The sequence below is a fragment of the Bifidobacterium oedipodis genome (assembly GCF_012932425.1).
Classification (GTDB): domain Bacteria; phylum Actinomycetota; class Actinomycetes; order Actinomycetales; family Bifidobacteriaceae; genus Bifidobacterium; species Bifidobacterium oedipodis.
The window spans coordinates 725040-749681 of the sequence record NZ_JAAIII010000001.1 but is presented as its reverse complement, the minus strand read 5'-3'; the positions used below and the strand labels follow the sequence as shown (position 1 = coordinate 749681).

Here is a 24642-nt window from a genome sequence, read left to right as displayed (position 1 = left end):
CGTCCACTGGAACACGAAAAGGAGGCAGGTTAAACTGAAGGGACTGACCCCGGAGGAATTCCGGAATCAGTCCCTACATGCGGCCTAGGCCGCTTATTAGCCCGTCCAAGAACTGGGATGCAGTTCACAATGCCGGGCCTTTTTCATCGGCTTTCGCCGACTGACCCGCCATATCAAAGCAGGAATGCCGCATGTAACGACATTGCGTACCCGCATAGCAGCAGCTTCCCCGTGAACTCGGTGTGCGATGGTAGTCGTGGTTTGTGTGTTTTATGCTCTGCAAGGCGTCTGGCTGTATGCAGGTTCTTGAGTATGGGGAATATGCTTCCGGCATGATGGTTGGGGAGTGTGGAGGCATTCTGATGAACAAGAATGTGAAGAGTGCGGTGGTTGGCGCGGTGCTGTTTGTTGTGCTGTTTATGGTTGCCAAGTGTGTAGTGGATGGTGTCGGAAGCGCATTCAGTGTGCCGAATGTTATCGGTGCGGTGGTCTCCGGTCTGATCTATTTCGCGCTGATGTTCATGTGGGGCACCAACCCCAAACAGTAAACGGCCGGATTTCAGCGTCCACCTACACGTGCTATTGGTAATTGCCACGAACGCTCGTCGCCGCAACCTCATATCAGGTTTCAGGCTGCGGGGTGCGACACCCATAAAAGAGTGCCACACCCTTTTAGTGAAACGCTACACGAGCAGCCTCAGCAGCTGGTAGAGCTGCCACAGTCCGCGCACATTGAAGCGCGTCCCGTCAACCGTGGCGAACGCCTCGCCATCGCCCACATGGACGATCACACTGCGTCCGTTCACGGTCAGGCTCCCGTGCATCGTGATATGATTCATATCGCAACCTTAGTGATTGGGGCGCAAGCCGACAATCACGCGAAGGCCCGGTATTGCAAGTGCCGGGCCTTTTGCTTATCGGCTCACGCCGGTAAACGGCCCGTCATATCAACGGGGATGCCGCATGTGACGGTATCGCATATCAGCATAGCAACAGTCTTCCCGCGCTCACGGGTGAAGCGTGACGCAATTCAGTCGTTTAGTTCCTGTGGCCCACGATTTGGCCTATAATCTACGCTTCAATAACCAATGGGGCGTGCTACGAGAGCGCCGCCCCATCTGGTAGGACCCTTGATAGGAAATCAAGGCCTTTTGTTCAGGTAATGACTGAACGTACAGTGCGGGGGATGACGTATGTCAAATGACAGGAGCCACCAGACACACATTTTGGCCTATAACCCCAATAATCGCACTGAGGTTGCACCGCGTGGGTTAGCTTGAAAAACAGAAATCCCGAAAACTGCATGATTTCAACAGTTTCCGGGATCATCTTCCGGGCGGAGGATACGAGATGCTAACCTCAACTACTGTTAACCCTTACTGTCGTAAGGCTTTTGGGCTTGTCAAAATTTCTGCGCGCCCGATAAAACACCCGATAACTCCCGTGTCTCAGCGTGTCGTAACGGTACTGGAGCCTACCCACACATATTACTAATGAATGTTGCGAGCGCTCGCCGACTTTCGCTCTATATATTGGAGGAAAATCTTGAACTATCTGCGAGTTTGCGATTCGCTTCGCTGGCGGTGCCGCGAAGGCTATTGAGGATTCGTCCCCTGCCTCTGTGGGAATGCCACTGTCGTGGCATGCAGGGTGACGTTCATTTGGATAATGCGATATCCGGGTCTGGCGTGTGGCTGGAGCGACCTGATGATTTATATTGGCGGTGGTTGGCACAGAATGTGGTGCGTCGTTTGACCTGGAAGAGTCGGTGGCACTATTGGCAGCGGCCTATGTGTGTATCATGCGGAGTCTGGATTCATTGGTTTTCCTTGTTCCGGTGCGGTTTTGGGGTGCTGTTCGCGGGTGTGTTACGGTTAGCTCAAAAAATGCCGGGCGTGGCATTCACGTCTGAAACCATTGGGCGAGCGGCCCCGCGAAACCCTCCGGGGGAGATCCCCTAGCCCTCGTGCTCAGTATGTCGAACGCCTATTGAATAGGTTGTGTGTGCCCTGTGGCGCTTCGGGTCTCTTTACGGGACGTGGGGCGCACGATTAGTTTATTGGCTCTACATGAAAGGAGATCGCGTCATGCCGACTATTAGCATGTTTTTCGGCATCATCATTTCGATGAACTATGATGACCACAATCCGCCGCATATTCATGCGCGCTATCAGGATTATGAAGCGTCCTTCACGCTTGACGGCGAGTTGGACAAGGGTGATATGCCGAGCAAGCAGCGTAAGCTTGTCGCGGCTTGGATTGTGTTGCACGCCGAGGAGCTTGAGGCCAATTGGTCTCTTGCGTCCAATGGTGAGGCACCGTTTAAGATTGAGCCTTTGAGGTAGGTGGTTGTCATGGCTGGCGTGCTTGTGAAGGTTACCGAGTGTGAGCCGTTGCCGGATTATCGGTTGCGTGTGAAGTGCTCCGACGGTGCGGTTGGCGTGTTCGACATGTCGGGTTATTTGAATCGCGGCGTGTTTCGCGCGTTGCGTTCGCCGGGCGTGTTCAATAGCGTTCGGCTTGTGTTCGGCGTGCCGACATGGCCGGGTGATATCGATATCGCGGCCGAACGCGTGCGTTCGGATATGATGCCACTCTGACGACATATGAAAGGGCAATGAAAGAACGCGGCTGGAGATTAGGCCCTCTATCCGCGTTTGAACTGCCTCCCATTTCTCGTGTCCAAGGAACGGGAGGCAGTTCACAATGCCGGGCCCTTTTGTTTTTGGCTGCTACGCCGAACGGTCCGCCATATCAATGGGGATGCCGCACGTGACGGCATCGCCACGTATCGCACCGAGGTTGCATCGCGTGGGTTAGCTTGAGAAACAGAAATCCCGGAAACCGCATGATTTCAACGGTTTCCGGGATTATCTTCCGGGCGGAGGATACGAGATTCGAACTCGTGAGGCTGTTACACCAACACGCTTTCCAAGCGTGCGCCATAGACCACTAGGCGAATCCTCCATGCGTAACGTTGCTCACCCGAAGGTGTGCTCCGTAGGCAACTCGAATAACCTACCACAGGTGGAGGATTTTCGCATGTTCGGCGTGGCGCGCCACTGCGCATACCGCAAAATGCGAATGCAAACGCGTGCCGCATTACGGGATATGAAGCAGTAATGTTCGCATATTGAGACATTCCAACGACTAAATGCCACGGTTTTCCGGGCAAATCGATCACGCAATACCGCAGATCGATGAAAAAAACAAGACTGTTGTTCCATAAATTTTTTCTCTACCGTGGAATTCCGGTTGTGTCCCAGGTGAGAGAGAGGAAATGGGATGTCTGCACGCGTGTCATCACGGAGCCATCAGTCACTTGTTCGTGCACTGATGGTGTTGGCCGCGTTCATCGTTACGTTGATGACGGTGGCGGCGCTCGCCATTGCGCCGACCTCGTTCGGCCCGTCCGCTGCATCTGTTGCATTCGCTGACGAAGCCAGCAGTTCCGAAAGCACCGACACTGCCACCGATTACGACACATGGACCGCCGTCGCGGACGCGATCAACAGCCAGCTGACTGACGCCCAGCAGCTCTACAACGACGGTAACCGCTCCGGTGCCGCTTCCGGCTTCTCCAAAGCGCAGAACATTACTTGGAACGCCTCGAACTTCTCGAAGGTCGTCTCCGACACCATTGGTCAGGATAAGTACACTGCCCAGCTCCAGCAGTTCCAGCAGCTCACCCGTTTGGCCTACAACCAAGACAAGACCGCTGATATTCAATCCACTGTGGATGCCTTGACCGCCGATCTGACGGCAAGTGCGCAAACGCTCGATGCCACCGCCGACCTTGCCAAGCCGCGCGACTACGCCAAGGCCCGCACCGAAAAAACGCAGGCCGAGCGCAAGGTACTCGATGCCAATAAGGTGAACAAGGCCACTGGCAAGGGCGACAAAACGTGGACCGACGTGGCCAATGAAATGGTGCCGATCCTTGAGCAGGCGCTCAAGGACTCTCAAGCTGGCGACGGCCGCAAAGGCGCGGACGGTGTCAATAACGCCTACTACCAGTATTACGAAAAGCTCGGTTTCGAGAAGAACGTGATGAACGCCATCGGCGGCGATCGTGTCTCCAAAGTGGAATCCACGTTCAAGAAGGCGCGCTACGCCATGGTGGACGGCAACAACGATGAAGCCGCACAGCATGTCGCGGATCTGAAGACCATGCTCGTCGAGGACGGCAACACGCTCGACGGCGGTGCCGGAGACAACGTGAACGGTTTCACCAAGTTCGTCACCAGCTCCATCGGTCAGGCCTTCCTTGTACTCATCCGCGAAGGTTTGGAAGCGCTGCTGGTGGTCGCCGCCATCATCGCCTACCTGATTAAGTCCGGCAACAAGCGCTTCGTCAAGTGGATCTACGTGGGTGTGCTCGCCGGTCTCGCCGGCTCCGGCGTAATCGCCGTGATCTTCATGCTCGCATTCGGCGGCTCCGGCCCAGTGCAGGAAACCATGGAAGGCGTGTGCGCGCTCGTGGCTATGGCCATGCTGCTGTGGACCAGCAACTGGATGCTGAACAAAAGCTCCGTCGAATCGTGGAACCGCTACATTCGCACCAAAACCGAGGCTGCTGTGGCCGCCGCTTCCGAGAAGACTACCGGCGATGCCACCACATCGGCTGCAACAACCGCTTTCGGTACGGTGGTTTCGCTCGCGCTGCTAAGCTTCCTTGCCGTGTTCCGCGAAGGTGCTGAAACCGTGATCTTCTACGAGTCGATTTATTCGATGAGCCAGGATGCGCACGGCATGTGGATCGGTGGCCTTGCCGCCGCCGCGGTGCTGGTGGTCGTATTCCTGCTTATCCGCTTCACCTCGGTGAAGATTCCGATCGGCCCGTTCTTCCTCGTCACCTCGATTCTGATGTCGGTGCTGGTCGTGATCTTCGCGGGCGGCGGCGTGCATTCGCTGATCGAAGGCGACGTGCTGCCAGGCCTCTACCTTGACGGCATGCCCACCAACGATTGGCTCGGCATCTACCCCTACACCGAAACTTTGGTGGCCCAGGCTCTGGCAGCCGTGGCGGTAATCGCGCTGTTCGCAGTCGGATTCGTCAAGCAGCGTCGTGCCAAAGCCAAGGTTGAGGCTACGACCAAGGCTGAAGCCAACGCATAATCCGCAAGGTACCAGCCCCACGCTGGAACCCTGCATAACTCCAAGATTTGGTGTTCATTGCAACACCCATAGAAAAACAAGAAAAAGGAACCATTATGAAGAAGAACAAGCTCGCCGCTCTGCTGGCGATGATTGCCGCCGGCTCCATGGCCTTCACGCTGTCCGCTTGCGGCAACACCAACAACGCTTCTGATGATACGAAGTCCGACAACAGCACCTCCGAGACCAAGACCGATGACAGCGGCTCCGATGATTCCGCCGATTCTGGTGCCGCCTTCGAAGAGATCCCGATCCCGGGCGCCGATGGCAAGGAAGATCAGCACGTCGGCCCGCTGAACGTGGCCGCCGTCTACTTCCAGCCTGTGGATATGGAGCCGGCTGGCATGGGTCTGTCCGCCGCTGAATCCAACCTGCACTTGGAAGCCGATATCCACGCCCTGGCAGACAACAACCTCGGCTACGCCGAAGGCGACTTCATTCCGAAGCTGACCGTGGACTATGTGATCCAGGACAAGAACGACGCCTCCAACAAGCAGGAGGGTACGTTCATGGAGATGAACGCCTCCGACGGCCCGCACTATGGTGCGAACCTCAAGCTGGACAAGGACGGCGAGTACACGCTGACCTTCAAGATTCACTCCCCGGCTGAGAACGGCTGGATGCTGCACGTCGATAAGGAAACCGGTGTGACAGGCCACTTCTGGACCGAACCGCTCGAAGCCACCTTCGACTGGGACTACACCGTACATCAATGGTGACGACGTTAAGCAAACAGCCCAGTGGGCTGTTTGTAGTCGTCAGCGAGCCGGCTATGCCGGTGAGCCAACATAGGGTCTGTGCGTAGCACAGTCCTTAGTTGCTGGGGAGCGCGTAAAGCGGGAAGCCCGGTGGGCTTCCCGTAGGGTTTCAGCGAAGTCGCGACAGCGGCTGAGCCAATGCTGAGTCTGCCGTTAGGCAGTCCTTAATTGCTGGAGAGCGCGTTAAGCAAATAGCCCACTGCTTCCCCGCAAAAAACATCGTGGAATGACATCCATACAGGGAGAGGATGCCGCATAGCGGTCACCTCTCCCATTCGCGTGTAAGGAGATATGATGCTGGGCCAATACGTACAGGCATTGCCGGGCATGCTTGCCCCGTGCCTGACGGTGATGTGCCTGAGTGTGCTGCTCACCGTGGGAGAGGGGCGCGATAAGCCCATCAGCGCCAACTGGCGGCTATATGGTCTGCTGTTGGGTCTCGTTGGCGCATTCATATTCGCGGGCCTGCGCGCCACGGCCATCGTAGATCGTCGCTCCACCGTTAATTTTCCGACGCTGATTGCCTGCGTGGTTCTCGACGTGCTCACCATCGCCGTGGTGCTCGCCGCCCGCAAGCTTACGCGCGACTGGCATAATCATCGAGATGCCTTGCACGTGGCCAATGCCATCGCAGGACTGGCCATTGCGGCAACCGTGTTCTATGCCACGCCCGATGTGATCCTGCAGCTGACCAACTTCGTGCAGCCGGGCGATTCCCCATTCACCTCCGACATGCTGCTGCGCGCGCTCGGTTTCGGCTTGGGCGTCGGCACAGCGGTTATCGTTGCCGCCATCTTCCGCACTCTGCGCTCCACGGCCGTGCGCTGGTCCTTTACGCTCGCCGCCCTGCTGGTTATCGTGCTGAATCTGGTGCATCATGCCACCGAACTGTTCTCGCTGATGATGAACATGCTGATTCTGGTGCTGCATGGACCGGCTTTCCGTGCGCTGATCCTGTTCCACAACCACACGCTTGAGGTGGCCATCGCGCAGGCCGTAGTGTTTGTGATTCCTGCCGTGGCATCGCTGGTCGCAGGGTTCCGTATGACCAAAACCGGCGAGAACGCCGCTATCGCTCGTTCTCATATCGCTTTCAAGCGTCGTTCCAAAACTACTACGGCGTTCTCTGTGCTGGCCATCGCCGCTGTGGCCGTCAGCTTGGTATGGGGCACCGCTGAAGTCAACAAAGTGCCCGAACTATCTCCGCCGGAAGCGTATTCATTGAAGGACGGCGTCGCAACCATCACGTTCGCCCAGGTGTCCGACGGCCATCTGCATCGTTTTGAATACAAGGCCGAAGACGGCACGGTGATGCGCTTCATCATCATCAAGAAGAATGGTGGTGCCTACGGCATTGGCCTTGACGCCTGCGAAACCTGCGGTGACGCCGGCTATTACGAGAAGGACGGCAAGATCATCTGCAAGCGTTGCGACGTGGCCATCAACCTTGCCACCATCGGTTTCAAGGGCGGCTGCAACCCGGTGCCATTGCCATACAAGGTGAGCCAGGGCGAAATCACCATCCAGACCGCCGATCTTGACGCGCTGAGCGCCCACTTTAAGTAAGGGGTGACCATGTTCTTTCTAAGAATGATTGCGCGATCGTTTTCGCGCCAGTTGCGCCGGCGACTGCTGATCGCGCTAACCGTGTGCCTGTCCGCCACTGTATCCGTGGCGATGCTTGGTGTGGTGTTCGACGTGGGTGACAAGCTCAACGCCGAACTGTCCACCTACGGTTCGAATATCATCGTGCAGCCCAAGTCGGATGCGGTGGTGAACGATCTGTATTCGACCACCGGCTCCGCGTCCGGCACGTCAAGCAACGATCCGACTGCATTCCTGAACGAATCCGATGCGGCTAAGATCAAAACGATTTTCTGGGCGTTCAACATCACCAATTTCGCGCCGCAGCTCAACGTGCATATGACATTGAGCACCGATTGCGAGAACGTGGCCGACGACCAGGTCGGTTCCTGCCCCGGTGTGGACGTGCCGACCGTGGGCACGTGGTTCAACAAAACGCTGCACCTTGAAACCGGCGAATCAACCGTAGCCGGTGTGGAAGGCATGCGCTCGTGGTGGACAGTCGAAGGCAAATGGCCCAAGGACGACAGCGCCGAGGTTATGATCGGCAAGAGCCTGGCGGACAGCCAGCATATTGCCATCGGCGACACCATCACCATGACCAAAGTGGTTGGGGGCGATAAGCAAACCCGTCAGGATATGACCGTCACGGGTATTTTCGATTCTGGCGACGACGAGAACGGCTCTGTTTACATGTCATCATCCGTGGCACAGGTGCTGGCGAATCTGCCCGGCAAAGTCGACAAAATCGAAGTCAAAGCCCTGACCACGCCTGAAAACGATCTGGCCAAGCGTGCCGCCAAGAACCCGGCCGCACTGAGCCAGGAGGATTGGGAAACTTGGTATTGCACGGCGTATGCCTCGTCCATCGCCTATCAGATCGAAGAGGTGATTCCGGGGGCCGTGGCCAAGCAGGTGCGTCAGGTGTCGGCCCTGCAAGGTGACGTGATGAATAAGACGCGTGCGGTGATGATTGTGATGACCGCACTGTCGCTGGTCGCCGCCGCCATCGCCGTGGCCAATCTGATGGCCGCATCGATCGCCGAACGTTCGGCCGAGCTGGCGCTGCTGAAGGCCATCGGTGCCACTGATGGTGCGGTAAGCCGCTTGATGATCGCTGAAACCGCTGCAATTTCGCTGATTGGTGCGCTGCTCGGTGCGCTGCTTGGTTCAGGCGTGGCGCAGATTGTGGGGCAAGTGGTGTTCGGCTCCGGCATCACGATGCGCCCGATGGTGTTCGTGTTGGTGTTTGTGCTGCTGGCCCTCACCGTGCTCGTCGCGTCCGTATCGTCGATCCGTTCGATTCTGCGACTGCGCCCCGCAGAAGTATTGCACGGCAGGTGATCGAGCGATGCAGACGATACAACACATGCGACAGACGCGACAGGTGCTACAGACGTTACAGACGTTATTGATGCGTAGGCAAGAATCCGAATGCACAAGTGCTTCATGGCAGGTGAGTTGCATATGACCAATCGCAAAATGTTTTGGGCGATGATCGTGGGCGCGGTGTTCCGCCGTCGCTCGCGCGCCGTCATGGCCGTAATCGCCTCGATGGTGGGTGCGGCCACGCTGTTCTGCCTTGCCGCAATCTCCATCGCCGTGCCGCAGCAGATGAACGACGAATTACGTTCCTATGGCGCGAACCTTATCGTCACCTCCACCTCCGGCATGAACAAAGAGACCATCGATTCGATCGAATCGACGGTCAGTCAGGCGGGGGAGGCCAAGGCCGCCACCTACCGGTATGAATCCGTGCGTATCAATGCTGCACCCTATGTGATGGCCGGCATCGATGTGAACGAGGTGCGCAACCTCAACCGCCATTGGAATGTGGACGGCGACTGGCCCAGCGAAGGCCGTGTGCTGGTCGGACGTGACGTGGCCGACGCGTTGGGTGTTGAAATCGGATCCACTGTGACCATTGGATATCGTGGTGGCGAGAGCAAGGCATCAGAAGATGCTGCGAACAACTCCGATTCGATCGGCGGTCAGATGCGCGACGGGCGTGTGTCCACGGATATTCTCGACACCTCCGGCACCAGATTCCAGGTCGCCGGCATCGTCGATACCGGTGGTTCGGAAGACGAACTCGTCTACGCCACCAACGCCGACCTGACCAGCATCGCCGGCGAACGCGGCCCCGACGTCATCGAATTCAGCTCCCAGGCCGGCGAACAGCAGCTCACCCAGCTGGTCACCCTGCTCAACGACCAAGGCAGCAAGGCCTCGCAAGATTCCGGCGCGGCCACCTATCAGGCGCAGCAGGTCACCAAAATGACCGCCTCGAACCAGCGCATCATCACCATGCTGCAAACCCTGTTCTGGATCGTCTCGCTGGTGGTGCTCACACTAACCTTGGTGGGCGTCTCCACCACGATGGCCTCCATCGTTTCCCAGCGCCGCAACGAAATCGGCCTGCGCAAGGCCCTCGGTGCCAGCTCGGCCTCCGTAGCCATCGAATTCTTCGTGGAATCGGCCCTCTACGGTCTGGTCGGCGGCCTGATCGGCATGGGCCTGGGCTACGCGCTCGCCCGCGTGCTGTGCGCCCAAGTATTCGAACGTACGCTCGCCTTCAGTGCAGGCCTCGGTGCAGCCTCGGTGCTGCTCTCCGTAGCGCTCGCCATCATCGCCTCAATCCCGCCGGTGCGCCGCGCCACCCGCATCGACCCCGCCATCGTTTTAAGGGAGGAATAATCATGCTGCTTGAACTGGATCACATCTCCAAGATCTACGGCGATCTGCACGCCGTGGACGATCTGACCCTCACCGTGCCCGAAGGCCAGTGGCTTGCCATCGTCGGCTCCTCCGGCTCTGGCAAAACCACGCTGATGAACATGATCGGCTGCATGGACACGCCCTCGCGCGGTTCCGTAAGCCTCGAAGGCCGCAAACTTGAGGATCTCAACGCCTCGCAGCTGGCCGACGTGCGCAAAAACATGATCGGTCTGGTGTTCCAGAAGTTCTATCTTGTGCCGCATCTGACGGCCGTGGAAAACGTGATGGTCGCGCAGTATTACCACTCCGTTGTGGATGAGAAGGAGGCGCTCGCCGCCCTCGACCGCGTGGGTTTGAAGGATCGCGCCCACCATCTGCCCGGGCAGCTGTCCGGCGGCGAACAGCAGCGCGTGTGCATCGCCCGCGCGCTTATCAACTGCCCGAAGTTGATTCTGGCTGACGAGCCCACCGGTAACTTGGATGAGAAGAACGAGAAAATCGTGCTCGACCTGTTCCGCCAGCTGCATGAGCAGGGCACCACGATTATTGTGGTCACGCACGATGCGCTGGTGGCTTCTTGCGCCCAGCGTGAGATCATGCTCAACCATGGTGTGCTCGTCGGCGAACAGTGGAATGATGAAGAGGCTCGTGCGGCCTATGAGGCGGCAGGTGGCAAGCCTGCTTTCACCGGCGCGCAGGCCGAAGGCGCACAGCGCGAGGGCGATCTGCCGGTCGGATTCGCCGATCCCACCAAGGCGGCAAAGACAGGAGCGTGACAGCAGAGATGACCACGGCAACAACCGCGATAACAAAGAAGACGATGGCATTGTCGGCGGCCGGCCTTGTGGTCGCCGGCGCGCTGCTGGCCGGTTGCGGTGAGCCCAAAGCCACGCCGATGGATGACGAATACTCCGGCAATTCCGGCGAAACCGCCCAGTCGCAGGAGCAGCAAAGCCAGTCCGACAGCGATTCCGATTCGGCTGCCTCCGAGGATAATGGTTCCTCTGACACCACCACATCCGACAAGCAGGACACTGGCAACTACGCCGATGGCACGTATTCGATCAACGGCCAGTATGGTCCGATTGGCGAAGACACCATCGACGTGCATATCACCATCAAAGACGGCAACGTCGATAACGTGGAAGTGATCGGGCATCCGTTCACCACGATCTCCAAAGGCCATCAGGACGCCTTTGCCGAGGCGATTAACGGCGTGGTGGATGGCAAGCCGCTCAAAGGCCTTTCGGTGGATAAGGTCGCTGGCGCATCCTGGACCTCCGACGCCTTCAACAAGGCGCTTGAAGTGGCACGACAGGAAGCGTCGATTCCCGCAGGCTCCTGATCTGGCTGATTAAGCCATAAAGCTGGCAAGCCGTCGGGACGCCGGGACGTCGGGAATCCGGGAATCCATGACGTCGGTGCTCCGGTACTTTGGTTATTCGATTATCCGATCAGCTTGGTGCGTTCCAACTGGTTGGTGATCCAGCGATTGAACCCGAGCAGTGGCTTGTACAGTACCAATGCCAGCAGCAATAACGGTGGTACGAACATCAGCAGTTTGCCCAGTTCGATCCAATAATCGTTGTTGTAGATGCCGGCAATGGCCGCACGCATGGCGTTAATAGCATGGGTGATCGGCAGAAACGGATTAATCGCCTGCATGAATCCGGGCAGCACCTGCAACGGGTATGATCCAGCCGAACCAGACACCTGGAACACCAGCATCAGCATGCCGATGGCCTTGCCCACATTGCCAAAACTCATCACCATGGTGTAGATGAACAGGGCGAACACCAATCCGCCCACCCATCCGGACAGCATGAACAGCAACGGATGAACGGCCTGCACGCGTAGGAACAGCAGGCTGCCGGCGCAGCTTACCGTGCTTTGCAACAGTGAGATCACGGCGAATACGCCGAAGCGTCCCAAGAACATCTGGTAGGGCTTAGGGTCGCCGAGCTCTGCCCGGCGTTTGCGCGACACCGAAGTGCGCACAGCCAAAGCAATCAGAATCGAAGCAGTCCACAGCGGGATGAAGGTGTAATACGGTGCCATGGAGGAGCCGAAATTCTCCACGGGGAACACGGCCTTGCGCTTCAACGTGACTGGTGCTGCCAGTGCGGAAGACAATGACTCGGCATTAGCGCCCAGCACCTCCTGCACCATGCTCATGTCGCCGCTGTTCAGCGCTTGACTGAGCTTGCCGTTGAACGCGGCGAGCGAATCGCCTGCATCATGCAGTTTCGAGGCGGTGCTGCTGAGCATCGTGCGCACCTCATCAACGGTTTTTCCAGCCTTATCAGCCGCATTATCCAGTTCGTCGACCGTGGTGTCGAGCTGGTCGGCATTCTGCGCAAGCAGCGTGGAAACGTCGCCGACCGCCGTAGTAATCTGCTGGATACTCGGCGCAAGATCAGCGTCCACATTGGTGGCGATATCGCTGATGCTGGTCTTAGCCTGATCGATGAGCTCCGCGATTTCCTTGCGTTGCGCAGCAGCGTCGTTCACTTTGGCATCCAAGCTATCAGCGGCATTGTTCAGCTTGGTTTGTAGCGCAGTGAGCTGGTTAATAGTGCGCTGCAATGAGTTTGCGATTGCGCTGATACTTTTGCCGATAGCGGTATCGCTGCCAGCGCCGGGCAGCGAGTTCACCGCATTCAGTATCGACTGATAATGCTCAATTTGCTGGCCCACGGCAGTGGCCTGATTACGCAGCGCTGTGCTGGTATCGCTGGCATTCTGCGCGGCGCTGCCCAAGAGCCTATCCGCATCCTTACCAGCTTGCTCGAAACTGTCAGCGCTGCTGGTCAACGCTTGCTTGAGTGTATCCACGCTGGTATTGAGCGCATCGGTAACATCACCGGCCGAGTTTTTGGCCTCATCCAACTGATCGCCGGCCTTATCCGTGGCCGCAGCGCCTTGTTTGATAAGCGCCGTGGAGCTGGTGAGCAGCGCCTGCGCCGAATCGGTGATGGTGCCAAAGGATTCCAACGTATCGCCGGCTTCGGTAAGCTGAGTGGCGAAATCGGCGACATTGCTGTTGAACCGGCCCATCGCATCCTGCGCTTCGGGCTGATTTAGCTGATCAATAATTGAGGATGCGATATTGAGTGCTGTGGAAGTCAACGTTTCCACAAAAGTCTGATTGACCTGCGTGGATACTTCGTCCGCGCCCTTGCTGGTAATGGTCGGGGCCACGGCGTTCTTTTTCTCGTTGCTGTAGTACTCGATTGAAGCGTGTTTCGCATCGTCGGAGAAGAAGGTCATCATTGTGGCGCTGAAATCCTTCGGAATAACAATCGCCGCATAATATTTGCCGGATTTGGTACCTTCGATGGCTTCTTGTTTGGTGGTGAACGTCCAATCCAGCTCCGTATTGGCGCGCAGCGTATTCACCACTTCCGCGCCGATGGTTACCTTCATCGGAATGAGGTCGGATTTGTAGCCCTCGTCCGTGTTCGCCACGGCGAATTTCAGACTGCTCATATTGCCGAAGGGATCCCAGCTCGCCGCGATATTGAACCATGCGAAAAGGCTGGGAATGGCCACCAAACCGATCACGATGATCACGGACACCACGTTGCTGAACAGTCGGCGTACATCGCCGATGAACAATCGCCAGATGGTTGTCATATCAAGCCTCTCTGTGTGTCGTCGTCCGCGTCGCTCGTGCGTTATGCGCGCCGCGCGCCCGCTTATTTGCCCGTGCAAGCCGGCGGCGGCGTCTGTTCATGCGCTTGTCCAATTGACGCAGAGCCAGTTGTGCACGAATGGTTTCATCGTCGAGCTTGCCAAGCGCCACCTGCCGCTCCAGGCTGTCGCGCATCAGTTCGATGGTCATCAGGAATGCGATGATCAACAGCACGCATATGGTCCAAGTGCCCAGCATGATGAGCTTTGTATTGGTGGTCAGCGAGAAGGTGATGGACAATGCCGTGGGCACAAGAATGCCGGCGATGAGCGCGCCACGTTTGAGCTTGGGATACATGGCCGTGAACCAAGCGGCACGCTCTTCGATGACGGCACGGTAGTCCTCTCGGTCGCTTAAAGCCTGCAGCGCCTGGGCCACGCGGAAATCGTGCGCCTTCAGTGTCACCGGTTCGCCGTTGAGCAGATCGGTTCGGGCGATTTCGCGCGCAAACAGCCGGTTGACATTCGCCATCAAGGGGCGCACCAGCAGGCCTATGGCGAATCCCAATGCTGCAAATCCCAGAAGATGGGCGATATTGCGCAGCCATGTGGTGCCGTAGAAGCCGCCGATGGTTTCGCGCAGCGCGTCGATGGCGTAGGTGAAGGGGAAGTAGGGGTGCAGGTTGCGGAAGAACGCCGGCATCATTTCGATGGGGTACATGCCTCCTGCGCCGGGGATCTGGATGATGATCATCACCATGATCAGCGCTTTGCCTACATGCTGGAATGTGGTGGCCAGCATGTAGGCCACCGAACTGTAAACCAGCGAAGCGATCAGACCGGTGAGCACGAACATCAAGGGGTTCACCGATTGCACGCCGATAATCAGATCGCCGATGGTCACGATTACGCCCTGCGCGCCGGCCAGTATGGCCAGCAGCATCCAGCGGCCCAGATAGCCCTGCGAGACGGTCATGCCTTCAATGCCCTCGTTGTCGGTTTCCAGCCGGAGCAGGGCGACCAGCATGAACGCGCCGGCCCACATCGCCAGATTGGTGAACAGTGGTGCCATGCCGGAGCCATATGAATTCACCGGATACACGGTTTTCTGTTCGAGCACGGTGGGCGACAGCATGAAATCGGCGACCTTGTCCACATCCAGCTTGCCGTTGGTGCCAAACAGATTCTGCAAGGCGCTGGACATGGACAGCGTGGTCAGATCCGTGCGCATGGTGGACAATCTCGTCTCAAGATTCGCCAGCGCACCATCCGTGTCTTTGAGTGCGGATTTGGTCTGATCGATCGCTTGCTCGACCTGGTCGAGAATCAGCCCAGCCTGATCCGCCAATCCGCCTTGGCTGGCGATATGGCCGCTGAGGGTACCGGTGGCCGTTGCGATTCCGCCGAGCCCATCGTTGAGCTGGGGCAGTGCGCCGCTGGTGAGATTCTTGCGCGCGCTGGACAGCGTATCCAAGGACTGTTGCGTAGCGGTGTTGAGATCGTCGGCCAAAGTGCCGGTAGCGTCGACGGTGTTCCCGATGCTGGTGTTGAGATTGGACAGGTCGGTGATGGTGCCGCCCAGCGTATTGTTGGCGTTCGTCAGCCGGTTGATGGTCTGCGTGAGCAAGGTTTGCGACCCTGGTATGCGGTCGAGTAGATCATTGAGGTCCTGCAGCAGCGCGGCGTTGCGATCGTTGATGTCTTGCAGGGTGCCGAGTGCGCCGTCCACACGTCCGTTGGCGGTGGTCAGGCCGCTGGTAATCGACGAGATGGTGCCGTTGGCTTGGCTTGATGCCTGCGAAAGCAAGGTGTTGCCTTTATCCAACGAGGTTGATGCGGAGTCGGATAGAGCGTTAAGCCCGGTGCGTGACGTGTCGATCAGCCCGGAGACACCTGACAAGCCGTTGCTGGCGTCTGTGCCGAGACGGCGTGCTGTGGCAAGCGCATTGCGCGCCTTGTCCAGATTGCTCCCGGTGTCGTCGTTAAGAAAATCAGCAATACGAGAGCGAGCGTTCGTCACAGTGCTCTGAGCCTGTTCCAGCGTCGCGTCCGTTTTGGCCTTGGCGTTGGCGCTGGAAGTCTCGATGGTGTCGCCGGCCTGGTTGACGGCTTCGCTCACTACCTTGCTGACCGTGGAAACGAAGGTTTCGTTGACTTGGGTATCCACCGTACTGGCTGCGGTATCAGTGACTTTCGGGGCTATAGGGCTGGTTTTTTCGTTGACGTAGTATTCCAACTGCGGACGGTTGCCGCCGCCGGTGGTCAGCAGATTGCCCAGCGTATCGGAGAAGTCTTTGGGAATGATGATGGCTGCGTAGCTTTCGCCAGATTCCACAGAGTCCAGTGCGCCGGCTGCATCGGTGAAGGCCCAGCCGATATCATGATTGGTTTTCAGTGAAGCGACGATCTGATCGCCGAGATTCATCGTGCCCATCAGGGCGTTGTCGGTGCCAGCATCCTCATTGGCTACGGATACGCGCACATTGGCGGTGTTGCCATAAGGATCCCAGAAGCCGATGATATTCACCCACGCGTAGAACGCCGGCAACACGGTGAGACCGAGGATGATGATCCAAGCCGTCGGCACCATGATCAAGCGCTTGAGGTCACGGCGCAGAATGCTCAGGATGTTGCTCATATTGCCATAAGTCTATACCCGAGGGGGTGCGTCGGCTTTTGCTTATTTTGCGTATGGAGAACCCCTGCAAGACATATGGGCATCGGCCCGCAGAGTGCCCAATGATGTGGGCCAGTGCAATACGTTGACGCTCAGCATCCGGAGTTCGGAGCGCTGAGCGTCGGTTGAGGTTGAGGGTAAGGCTTGGACTCAGTATCAGGTCTGGGCTCAGGTTCCAGGCCGAAGTTTTCAGGTCAGATTCAGGCGGTGATGGTGCCGGTGCTATCGGCGTACGTACCGGTGTCGGAGCTGCTATCGGTGGAACCATTGCTGGATTCGCCGTTGCTGCCGGAGCCAGAGTCTTCAGAGCCGGATCCCTCAGAGGACTGGCCCGGCATCGACGGCGGGGTGCTGCCCTGTGCGTCGGAGCCGGACTGCGAATCGGAGGAGCCGCCGGGCATGCCCGTCATATCACCGGGCGCTTGCATTTGCTGGCTGGAACCGGTGCCCGAGCCGGCATTGCCGGCGATGGCACCATATGCCAATCCGCCACCGAGACCGCCGATCAGGCCGCAAGCCAGGCTGATGCCGGCGATGATCACAATGGCCTTGCTGGAGAATCCGCCGGCTGTTGCGCCCTTGGCGTTCACTCCGGCAAACGTCGGATAAGCGGACGTGGATGCTTGCGGCTGCGTGCCCGACGCAGTCCAATCCTGGTAATTCGTATATGGTGCGTTGCCGCTGCTGGTTCCGGTGCTATTGCCGTTGGCGTAGCTATTCGCGCCGGCTTTGGAAGCTGCAGTGAATATCGGCACGGGCGAAGGCTGCGCGGACTGCTGGAATGCAGTGGTGTTAGTGGAATCGTCAGTGTTCTGGTTGGTGGGGACGTTGGTGTTCGGGGTGACGTTTGCGTTGGTCATGATGAATCCTTTACTGGGAAAGTGATTGGTGAATTGGTGAATGTGCGAACGATGATGTACGTCGCGCTCGCCGATTGCGGCGGTAGCGGCGCTCAGGCCATGGTGTAGGTGGTGGAAGTGCCGAATGTGCTGTCGAAGTCGGAGCGATCGATCAGATCTTCGGACAGGGTGGTGCCTTCGGCTTCGGTTTCAACGGTGGTGCCGTAGGAGCCAGTGACAGTGACGGTTAGGTCGCTGTCACCCTCGACCACAGTGCTACCGTCGGCAACGATGGTCACGGTATTGCCATCGGAGTCGAGCACCTTGCCGCCGTCGGCCACATTCAGCGCGCTGATAGTGGTGTCGTCGGTCACAATCCAAGTGGAGGTGCCGTCCACATTCACACTGATCGGCGCGTCGGAAGTAGAGCCGTTCGTATTCTCGGTGATGGCGGCCGAGCCGGTCCATTCAGTGCCGTCGAACAGGTTGAGTGTGACCGAAGAGATCGTATCGGCGCTCACATTGCCGGTCAGGGTTTGCGCGCGGCCGGTAAAGGTCACAGTCGCACCGTTCTGGCCGGCCGAACCCCAGTTATTCGCATCGTTGCCCGCTGCGATGATGAGATTCGCCGCGTCCGCATCGAAATCGAGTGTGGTGTTCGAAAGCACCACGTTGGCTGTGGTGTTGGTGAAGTAGAACATCGAGCCGGATTCGATGGAGGATTTCAGCGTGGAATCAGCTGCCTGGAAGGTGGCATGCTCGCCGGTGGAGGCTTCAGCATCACCCGAGGTGGACTGGTAGATGATCACACCGTTGGCCACCGGATCAGAGGCGGTTTTGCTGGTGATGGTGCTTTCTAGCGTTGAATCCTTGATCAGGATGGTGTTCAGGCCCTCCATGCCGGCAATCTGCGAGCCGGTCGCCGTGCCGGTCACATTATTGACCTGCACGTTGCCGGTGGAATACAACAGCGGCGAGCCGGAACCAGCCGTGTTCAGCGTGCCGTCGGTGAGTGAAATCGAGCCGCCGCCACGATCGGTGGCCACGGTGGCGCTGTGGTCGCCTTGGGTATCGGCGGTAATTTCATTGGCCAGGATCAGGCCGGAATAGGTGGCATCCAACGCACGTGAATTATCAGAGGTGGTATTGATGGTCACGTTATTGGCAAGTACGGTGCCTGAATCGGTGGCAAAGATGGCGTTCGATCCGGAGCTGGAAGCAGTGAGCGAAGAATCGGCAATGGTGGTTTTCGATTCTTCTCCCACGGTCAGAACGATGGAGTTCGTACCGTAGAAGTTGTTGTTGTCGGCATTATCGGAGTCGCCGGATTTGGTCAGGGTGGCGTCCGTGAGGGTCAGTGTGCCGCCGTTTTCGGCTAGTGCGGCGTTCTGATCCGCGTCTGTAGCCTCGATGGTTTCGCCCTCGGAGTTGACTTCCTCGCCGTCGGCGGTGAGAGCTGCCGTGTAGCTGCCTGAATAATCGAAACTCATGGTGTCGGCACCGCCGGCCTGATTCATGCCGCCTTGGCCCATGCCGTTTTGGCTGGTTTGCCCGCTGGCTGAACCGGAACGTACGGCCTGAGCGATGGCGGTTCCCGCCATGCCATAGCCGAATCCAGTAACCAGCGAGATGGCGGCGGCGATGGTGGCGGCCTTTCCCAGCGGTGCTTGGGCGAACTTGCGTGCGCGGCTGGAGCTGGCAGTGCCGGAATGTACTGTAGGTGAGCCGTTCCGCCGCTTGCCGGAGGGCTGCGAATTCATGGTCATGACGATTCCTTTCGTACGCATGCCCGCTAGCTTGCGGCTTGGGCGATGCGTGGGTTGTCGTGTTTGATAGCTACTAGTACAGCGACGTTTCCATGGAGTGGGCTTGGCTGACATGGCAAGGAATCTGGAACTTGCTGGCAAGCTTTCTGGATGGTTTTTGGGCGTTTCCTGAAAGGCGAAGTCCTTTGGAAGTCCTTTGGAACGGAGCTATCTGCTGGCCCTTCTGCGGTGCCCTGTCAAACGGTAACTGATAGCGTTGGGCTATGAGTGAAACGATGAGAGGTATGGTCATTGAACCATCCGGCTACCGGGTGGATGATGTGAACGGCGACGGCAAAGTAGACATCGACGATAAGCGACTGCCGCTGATTGTGCGCATTTATGGCGCATTGGTGCTGCTGGATGGTCTGATGTCACTACCGCTGATTGTGCTGTCGGCGCTTTACGCAGTTCGTGAGATTATGGCTGGCCGCGTGCACGTGGATGCCCTGAATCTGAACTTCCTGCTGTCCGTGGCCGATACCGCGGTGCTGACGGTGAACGCGGCGCTGCTGATTATCTTCGGTGTCCTGTTGCTGCGCAACCGTCGCCGCCACGCCGCGCGCTGGGCGTATACGCTAATCCCGCTCACCTCGTTGGAAGCCATGCTATCCATGGCTTTGCTGGGGATTGGCGCGAACCTTATCGCGCCGCTGGTGCAGGTGTGTATTTTGATCACGCTTTCGGTGTTCGTGGACCCGGCGCTGTTGGAGGAGCGACGTCTCAAACACGCCTTGCGTCGCTTAGATGAGCGCGAATCTTACTGGGATGCGGTAAAAAAAGGCATGCTCGGCCGTGATCAGTCCGGCAAAGGCTATATTTCGCTGGACTTCTTCAACATGTTCTGGCTGTTCGTGATCGGCTGCGTGTTCGGGCTGGCAATCGAAAGCGTCTACCATGTGGCGATCTACCACGAATGGCAGGATCGCGCCGGTCTGTTGTTTGGCCCGTTCTCGCCGATCTATGGGTTCGGCGCGGTGATTCTGACCGCCTGCCTCAACCGATTGTGGCGTTCGAACTGGCTGCTGATTTTCTGCTCATCGGCCGTTATCGGCGGCACCTTCGAATACATCGTCAGCTGGCTGATGGAAACCACCTTCGGTATCAAAGCGTGGGATTACACCGGCCAATGGCTGTCGATTGACGGGCGCACCTCTGGCAAATACATGTTCTTCTGGGGGTTGCTGGGCCTTATGTGGATCAAGGTGATTCTGCCATGGCTGCTGTGGCTGATCAACAAAATCCCGTGGAAGGTGCGCTACTCGCTGACCGCCGTCTGCTTCGCACTGATGGTCGCCAACTGTGTGATGACGCTGATGGCCGTGGACTGCTGGTTCATGCGCGTGGGCGGCAACGTGCCCGATTCGCCCGTGACCCACTGGTTCGCCACATATTTCGACAACGACTACATGGCCAACAGGTTCCAAACCATGAACCTGGATCCGTCGCGAGCAGGAACGCTGTAGTCAGCTGTAATCGGTGACCTTCTGGGCCGCTGTGATCATGGATGCGATAGTGACATGGTCACAGCGGCTTTTTGATACAGCCGTTGGTGTCACGGCTGGATTGTGACACCAACGGCGACTGCCGTGACTATGGCAGTCTTCCTTGCGATTATTGACTTACTTGGATTACTTGCCGTACACCTCGTGCGCGAAGCGTTCGAGCGCGGGAATGGAACGCTTGACTTTGTCGGTGTCGATGCAGTAGGCCATGCGGAAGTAGCCGGGCACGCCGAAGCTTTCGGAAGGAACCAGAATCAGATCGTATTCCTTCGCCTTCATGCAGAAGGCGGTGGCGTTCTCTTCCAAGGCTTTCGGGAAGATATAGAACGTGCCGCCGGGGCGCACCACGTCGAAACCGATGGAGGTCAGCGCATCGTAGAGCAGATTCATGTTCGTCTCGTACACGCTCAAATCACTGGTTTCGTCGAGTACCTTGGCCACACCCAGCTGAATTGAGCTTGCTGGGCAGTTGTGGCCGGTGCCGCGGCTAATCTGGCCCATCATCGGCACCAGCAGATCGGCGTCGGTGGCCTTTGGATTCACGGCGACATAGCCGATGCGCTCGCCGGGCAGCGAAAGCGACTTCGACCAGGAATAGCAGGACAGCGTATTGTCGTAGAACGTGCTGGGGTAGGGCTGCTTGCCGCCATCGAACAGGATCTCACGGTAGGGTTCGTCGCTGATCAGGAAGATATCGTGACCGTACTCGGCCTGCTTGGCTGTGAGGATGCTGGCGAGCTTTTCGAGGGTTGCTGCCGAGTACACCGCGCCCGAAGGATTGTTCGGCGTATTGATAAGCACGGCGGTCACGTTCGGGTTCAGGGCCTGCTCGAACGCGGCGAAATCAATCTGCCAAGCGGTGGTATCAGCGGGAACCACCGTGAGCTTCAGACCGGCGCCGGCGGTGTAGGGGCCGTATTCGGGGAAATACGGGGCGAAAGTGACGATTTCATCGTCCGGCTTAGTCACCGCGCGGAATGCGTGAGACAGTGCGCCGGCCGCACCCGTGGTCGGGAAAATATGGTTCGCCGTGTATGCCATGGCGAATTTACGGTTGAGATAATCGGCCACAGCCTGCTTGAACTCGGGATTGCCAAGCGAGGGGGAGTAGCCGTGGAGGGCCACCGGGTCGCCGTGAGCATACAGGTCGGTCATCGCTGCGGTGAAGCTGGCGGGAGCGGGCACCGAGGGATTGCCGAGCGAATAGTCGAATACATTGTCGTAGCCGATTTCCTTGCCACGGGCCGTGGCGTATTCCGCCAGTTCGCGGATCACGGACTTGCCGCCCAGCATTGCCTTGTATTCCTCGTTGATCATGGCCGCTCCTCAAAACGTGGGATTGCTTTTGTTTGCTTCACTTCTACCACGTTTCCATGTCGCGCGCGTCAATGCGTCCAGTCCTATAATGTGAGTCAACGTATCAAACCTGGAACAAAGGAGTTGTCATGGCTATGACCAACGCAATCGTACTTATTGATGTGGCAAGCGGCATGGTGAATGAGGCGGCGCAGGCGATCACCGAAATCGCGGGCGTGCGCGAAGTGTATTCGGTGGCCGGTGACGTGGATTTGGTGGCGGTTGTGGCCGCCGATGACCATGATGGCCTGACGCAAATCATTCCCGGCGGCATTGCCAAGGTTGCTGGCGTGACCCGCACCCGCACGCTGATGGCGTTCAAGGCGTATTCCGGCAAGGAGCTTAACGCCGCCTACGAGCTTGGTCTCGACTAGGCCGTCTTGCTTAGCACGCGAGGCGGTATGAGGCAGTGCAAGCTGCCTTAACGTGTTTTGAAGTGCGTGAACAGGTCGCGTTCTTTAATGGTCAATGCAGCGGCTGTGCTTCCAATCCATGCGCCGATGGGCACCCATAGGCCTTCCTTGAGTTCGAGTATGAACACGTCGGAAACGCTGGTGGTGCCCTGCAGGCGAATCATGACATAGAGCGCGCTGTACGCGCAAACCCAGCCGATCATAACGGGAACTAGATGCTCCACCGCCATCTGCAACACCACAGCCGACCGGCTCGCACCCGCATGCATATTGCCCGACAATTCCAGCTTTCTTCTTCGGCAGAACGCGGCGACGACCAATGCCACCAGCGCGCCGGCTGCGGGCACAGCGAATCTGGTCAGGCGGGTCGAGAACATCCCATACGCATCCATCGTGTCTCCGAAGGCATAGTTCACCCGGCCGGTTTGGGAATTCGACGGATCCATGGTGTAGAACACGCTCAGACGCAAGGTGTCGGTCATATCCGAAGATGGCCAGACTGACGCCCAACATTCGTCGAACGCGCCATACGATGCCACCGGCATCAACACTGCATAGCCGATGCGGGAGTCTCGTCCATCCTCGGCCCAGTCACATACGCCGGCTACCCGTATCTCGCCCTGCGTTGTTTCCAATGTTGCGCCGGATGCCACCGCTAGCTTCTCGGCTACCGTTCGCGGCAACCACACGCCTTGATGATCGCTGTTGCTGCTATCCACCACGTTGAGCAGACCATCCGTGACCTCATAGATGACGAAACGATTGTCAGGCAATGCGTGCAACGTCATATCGCCGGATTGACGTAGCGCACCAGCCGCTTCAATGCCACGTTGCGCGGTCAACTGTGCGCAGGCCCGCCCGTCAACGCCGTTTTCGTTCTTGAGCAGCAGAACGTTCCCCTTGGCGTTCCGGTATTCAATCGCCTGTCTTTCCACGGCAAGTATCTGCCAGACATCTAATCCTGCGCAGCACAACACCAGAACACACGTCAACAATGCCAACGGCACGGCACCGGCTGTGCCGGCTACCATATCTCTCCATGCCTCACGCGCGATTTCTTTGAGCCGCATTGTCTCACTCCGATACGGCTGATGCAGGGCACGATATATCGGAGCTCCCGTCGGCTACATCCACCGACTGCAACTTGGCTGTACCGGAGTTATCCAACAGCCCAACCATCGCATATCCGTTCTGCGAACCATACAGGCGAACGGGCACCGCGTCGCCATCGTGCCTGACGCAACCGACCCCATCGAGAATCGAAAACACTGAACCTGCCGGAACCTTCAGTGCTGTTATCGGCTCTTTGAGCCGAATCGTGGCGTCCAATCCAGAACGCTGCTCCTCAGCGGTCATCAGCCATACGGCAAACTGCGAGGTGCCTTCGACCTGGTCAAGGAATGCCTCATCTGTGATATGGCCGTCTTCAGGCAGCGTGGTTTCAACCCCCGCAATCGTGACAGTACGTTCTCCCTGTGCTAGTGCGTCTGGCAGCGTGAGGTCAATGGATTGAATGGATGACGCCATAGTGCCGATTGCCTGTGGTGCTAGCTGGCCTCGCACCAATGTGCAATCCTCCAGCACCACGGATTGCCGCGGCAGCCACAGCACGTCCTGCATCGATAGCACGCCGGTTTGTTCCAGACCATAGGCCTGCTGCAACGCTGCCATCGCCCACCATAGTGACGAATCGAATATGTCGTGCAACGTATCGCCAGTTTGCGCTGCATAGCCCAAACGAACCAATTCGTCACGCAGCGCACCGACATCCTTGCCAGATATGCCGACCTGCAGATCGCGGTATAGCGGCGCTTCGGTATACAGTGCGATTACCGGCTTCTCATCGACCGCGAATGGCGATGAGCCTGATTCGATCGTCGACCCATCAGCCACGGCAAGCGATGTCACAGTGCCGCCGCCCTGCCAGACCAGACTCTGCCCCTGATCCACCTGTGGCGTTGCCACAACTGTGCGCTCGTCATTAAACGACTCTTCCACCACCGGCACGCTCCCTGACATTGATGGAGCGCGCAGCGCGTCCGGCACCGGAGAAGGAACCAGCGCATAGCCAACCGCCAGCCCGATCATCAGGCACGCTATGCACAACAACGCCAGAAAAGCCGGACGATTCCGGCTTCTGGTTTTTGCGGACGTTCTGAATTGTGCGAACCGTCCGTTCTTCTTCCCCGCCATGGCT

General features: G+C 58.0%; 21 protein-coding genes and 1 tRNA gene. 13 read left to right on the top strand and 9 right to left on the bottom strand.

Features of this window, described 5'->3' with window-relative positions; genetic code table 11:
* Nucleotides 1-88: IS3 family transposase (locus tag G1C95_RS12770; RefSeq protein ID WP_169171528.1), on the top strand; the 88-nt coding region annotated here is incomplete at its 5' end.
* Nucleotides 89-296: 208 nt separating this feature from the next.
* Nucleotides 297-548 (top strand): hypothetical protein, encoded by a 252-nt coding sequence (locus G1C95_RS03210; RefSeq protein ID WP_169171461.1) that lies wholly within the window; start codon nucleotides 297-299, stop codon nucleotides 546-548.
* 135 nt (nucleotides 549-683) lie between these two features.
* Here G1C95_RS03210 and G1C95_RS03205 read toward each other — a convergent pair whose 3' ends face one another.
* Nucleotides 684-839 (bottom strand): hypothetical protein, encoded by a 156-nt coding sequence (locus G1C95_RS03205; protein ID WP_169171460.1) that lies wholly within the window; start codon nucleotides 837-839, stop codon nucleotides 684-686.
* 1248 nt (nucleotides 840-2087) lie between these two features.
* On the opposite strand from G1C95_RS03205, the gene G1C95_RS03200 reads away from it, so the two are divergent.
* Complete coding sequence (locus tag G1C95_RS03200; protein WP_169171459.1) at nucleotides 2088-2345, top strand: DUF4160 domain-containing protein; 258 nt, start codon at nucleotides 2088-2090, stop codon at nucleotides 2343-2345.
* 9 nt (nucleotides 2346-2354) lie between these two features.
* A complete protein-coding gene (locus tag G1C95_RS03195; RefSeq protein ID WP_169171458.1) occupies nucleotides 2355-2600 on the top strand; it encodes a DUF2442 domain-containing protein in 246 nt (81 codons plus the stop codon).
* Nucleotides 2601-2882: 282 nt separating this feature from the next.
* On the opposite strand, the gene G1C95_RS03190 is transcribed toward G1C95_RS03195, so the two are convergent.
* Nucleotides 2883-2967 (bottom strand) — tRNA-Ser (locus G1C95_RS03190).
* Nucleotides 2968-3285: 318 nt separating this feature from the next.
* On the opposite strand from G1C95_RS03190, the gene G1C95_RS03185 reads away from it, so the two are divergent.
* The 7 genes from G1C95_RS03185 to G1C95_RS03155 all read left to right on the top strand — a co-directional run bounded on the left by G1C95_RS03185 (nucleotide 3286) and on the right by G1C95_RS03155 (nucleotide 11562).
* A complete protein-coding gene (locus tag G1C95_RS03185) occupies nucleotides 3286-5118 on the top strand; it encodes an FTR1 family iron permease (RefSeq protein WP_205832664.1) in 1833 nt (610 codons plus the stop codon).
* Between the two features lie 92 nt (nucleotides 5119-5210).
* A complete protein-coding gene (locus G1C95_RS03180; protein WP_335341399.1) occupies nucleotides 5211-5876 on the top strand; it encodes an iron transporter in 666 nt (221 codons plus the stop codon).
* A gap of 333 nt (nucleotides 5877-6209) precedes the next feature.
* Nucleotides 6210-7481 (top strand): Fe-S-containing protein, encoded by a 1272-nt coding sequence (locus tag G1C95_RS03175; RefSeq protein ID WP_169171526.1) that lies wholly within the window; start codon nucleotides 6210-6212, stop codon nucleotides 7479-7481.
* A gap of 9 nt (nucleotides 7482-7490) precedes the next feature.
* Nucleotides 7491-8843, top strand: coding sequence for an ABC transporter permease (locus G1C95_RS03170; protein ID WP_169171456.1), 1353 nt, complete (start codon nucleotides 7491-7493; stop codon nucleotides 8841-8843).
* A 123-nt stretch (nucleotides 8844-8966) separates the two neighbouring features.
* Nucleotides 8967-10196 carry an ABC transporter permease gene (locus tag G1C95_RS03165; RefSeq protein ID WP_169171455.1) on the top strand — a complete coding sequence of 410 codons (1230 nt, stop codon included), beginning with the start codon at nucleotides 8967-8969 and terminating at the stop codon, nucleotides 10194-10196.
* 2 nt (nucleotides 10197-10198) lie between these two features.
* Entirely contained in the window at nucleotides 10199-10993 is a 795-nt protein-coding gene (locus tag G1C95_RS03160) for an ABC transporter ATP-binding protein (protein ID WP_169171454.1), read from the top strand.
* Between the two features lie 8 nt (nucleotides 10994-11001).
* On the top strand, nucleotides 11002-11562 hold the full coding sequence (locus G1C95_RS03155) for an FMN-binding protein (protein WP_169171525.1): 561 nt from the start codon (nucleotides 11002-11004) through the stop codon (nucleotides 11560-11562).
* A gap of 101 nt (nucleotides 11563-11663) precedes the next feature.
* Here the strand turns inward: G1C95_RS03155 and G1C95_RS03150 are convergent, their stop codons facing one another.
* The 4 genes from G1C95_RS03150 to G1C95_RS03135 form a co-directional block, all read right to left on the bottom strand.
* On the bottom strand, nucleotides 11664-13853 hold the full coding sequence (locus tag G1C95_RS03150; protein WP_169171453.1) for a YhgE/Pip domain-containing protein: 2190 nt from the start codon (nucleotides 13851-13853) through the stop codon (nucleotides 11664-11666).
* Between the two features lies 1 nt (nucleotide 13854).
* Nucleotides 13855-16488 (bottom strand): YhgE/Pip domain-containing protein, encoded by a 2634-nt coding sequence (locus G1C95_RS03145; RefSeq protein ID WP_169171452.1) that lies wholly within the window; start codon nucleotides 16486-16488, stop codon nucleotides 13855-13857.
* A 239-nt stretch (nucleotides 16489-16727) separates the two neighbouring features.
* On the bottom strand, nucleotides 16728-17387 hold the full coding sequence (locus G1C95_RS03140; protein WP_169171451.1) for a hypothetical protein: 660 nt from the start codon (nucleotides 17385-17387) through the stop codon (nucleotides 16728-16730).
* 92 nt (nucleotides 17388-17479) lie between these two features.
* A complete protein-coding gene (locus G1C95_RS03135) occupies nucleotides 17480-19132 on the bottom strand; it encodes an adhesin (RefSeq protein WP_240947381.1) in 1653 nt (550 codons plus the stop codon).
* A gap of 284 nt (nucleotides 19133-19416) precedes the next feature.
* Between G1C95_RS03135 and G1C95_RS03130 the strand changes: the two genes are divergently transcribed.
* Nucleotides 19417-20637, top strand: coding sequence for a putative ABC transporter permease (locus tag G1C95_RS03130; protein ID WP_240947380.1), 1221 nt, complete (start codon nucleotides 19417-19419; stop codon nucleotides 20635-20637).
* Nucleotides 20638-20802: 165 nt separating this feature from the next.
* Here G1C95_RS03130 and G1C95_RS03125 read toward each other — a convergent pair whose 3' ends face one another.
* On the bottom strand, nucleotides 20803-21993 hold the full coding sequence (locus G1C95_RS03125; RefSeq protein WP_169171449.1) for a pyridoxal phosphate-dependent aminotransferase: 1191 nt from the start codon (nucleotides 21991-21993) through the stop codon (nucleotides 20803-20805).
* A gap of 128 nt (nucleotides 21994-22121) precedes the next feature.
* Between G1C95_RS03125 and G1C95_RS03120 the strand changes: the two genes are divergently transcribed.
* Nucleotides 22122-22406 carry an Lrp/AsnC family transcriptional regulator gene (locus tag G1C95_RS03120; RefSeq protein WP_240947379.1) on the top strand — a complete coding sequence of 95 codons (285 nt, stop codon included), beginning with the start codon at nucleotides 22122-22124 and terminating at the stop codon, nucleotides 22404-22406.
* A 47-nt stretch (nucleotides 22407-22453) separates the two neighbouring features.
* On the opposite strand, the gene G1C95_RS03115 is transcribed toward G1C95_RS03120, so the two are convergent.
* A complete protein-coding gene (locus tag G1C95_RS03115) occupies nucleotides 22454-23476 on the bottom strand; it encodes a hypothetical protein (protein WP_169171448.1) in 1023 nt (340 codons plus the stop codon).
* A 43-nt stretch (nucleotides 23477-23519) separates the two neighbouring features.
* A complete protein-coding gene (locus G1C95_RS03110; protein ID WP_169171447.1) occupies nucleotides 23520-24638 on the bottom strand; it encodes a peptidoglycan-binding domain-containing protein in 1119 nt (372 codons plus the stop codon).
* Between the last annotated feature and the right edge of the window lie 4 nt (nucleotides 24639-24642).

Bases quoted from the DNA above. Each gene is read 5' to 3' on its own strand.
- G1C95_RS03210 (WP_169171461.1), top strand. From the start codon at position 297: ATGCAGGTTCTTGAGTATGGGGAATATGCTTCCGGCATGATGGTTGGG.
- G1C95_RS03205 (WP_169171460.1), bottom strand. From the start codon at position 839: ATGAATCATATCACGATGCACGGGAGCCTGACCGTGAACGGACGCAGT.
- G1C95_RS03200 (WP_169171459.1), top strand. From the start codon at position 2,088: ATGCCGACTATTAGCATGTTTTTCGGCATCATCATTTCGATGAACTAT.
- G1C95_RS03195 (WP_169171458.1), top strand. From the start codon at position 2,355: ATGGCTGGCGTGCTTGTGAAGGTTACCGAGTGTGAGCCGTTGCCGGAT.
- G1C95_RS03185 (WP_205832664.1), top strand. From the start codon at position 3,286: ATGTCTGCACGCGTGTCATCACGGAGCCATCAGTCACTTGTTCGTGCA.
- G1C95_RS03175 (WP_169171526.1), top strand. From the start codon at position 6,210: ATGCTGGGCCAATACGTACAGGCATTGCCGGGCATGCTTGCCCCGTGC.
- G1C95_RS03170 (WP_169171456.1), top strand. From the start codon at position 7,491: ATGTTCTTTCTAAGAATGATTGCGCGATCGTTTTCGCGCCAGTTGCGC.
- G1C95_RS03165 (WP_169171455.1), top strand. From the start codon at position 8,967: ATGACCAATCGCAAAATGTTTTGGGCGATGATCGTGGGCGCGGTGTTC.
- G1C95_RS03160 (WP_169171454.1), top strand. From the start codon at position 10,199: ATGCTGCTTGAACTGGATCACATCTCCAAGATCTACGGCGATCTGCAC.
- G1C95_RS03155 (WP_169171525.1), top strand. From the start codon at position 11,002: ATGACCACGGCAACAACCGCGATAACAAAGAAGACGATGGCATTGTCG.
- G1C95_RS03150 (WP_169171453.1), bottom strand. From the start codon at position 13,853: ATGACAACCATCTGGCGATTGTTCATCGGCGATGTACGCCGACTGTTC.
- G1C95_RS03145 (WP_169171452.1), bottom strand. From the start codon at position 16,488: ATGAGCAACATCCTGAGCATTCTGCGCCGTGACCTCAAGCGCTTGATC.
- G1C95_RS03140 (WP_169171451.1), bottom strand. From the start codon at position 17,387: ATGACCAACGCAAACGTCACCCCGAACACCAACGTCCCCACCAACCAG.
- G1C95_RS03135 (WP_240947381.1), bottom strand. From the start codon at position 19,132: ATGACCATGAATTCGCAGCCCTCCGGCAAGCGGCGGAACGGCTCACCT.
- G1C95_RS03130 (WP_240947380.1), top strand. From the start codon at position 19,417: ATGGTCATTGAACCATCCGGCTACCGGGTGGATGATGTGAACGGCGAC.
- G1C95_RS03125 (WP_169171449.1), bottom strand. From the start codon at position 21,993: ATGATCAACGAGGAATACAAGGCAATGCTGGGCGGCAAGTCCGTGATC.
- G1C95_RS03120 (WP_240947379.1), top strand. From the start codon at position 22,122: ATGGCTATGACCAACGCAATCGTACTTATTGATGTGGCAAGCGGCATG.
- G1C95_RS03115 (WP_169171448.1), bottom strand. From the start codon at position 23,476: ATGGTAGCCGGCACAGCCGGTGCCGTGCCGTTGGCATTGTTGACGTGT.
- G1C95_RS03110 (WP_169171447.1), bottom strand. From the start codon at position 24,638: ATGGCGGGGAAGAAGAACGGACGGTTCGCACAATTCAGAACGTCCGCA.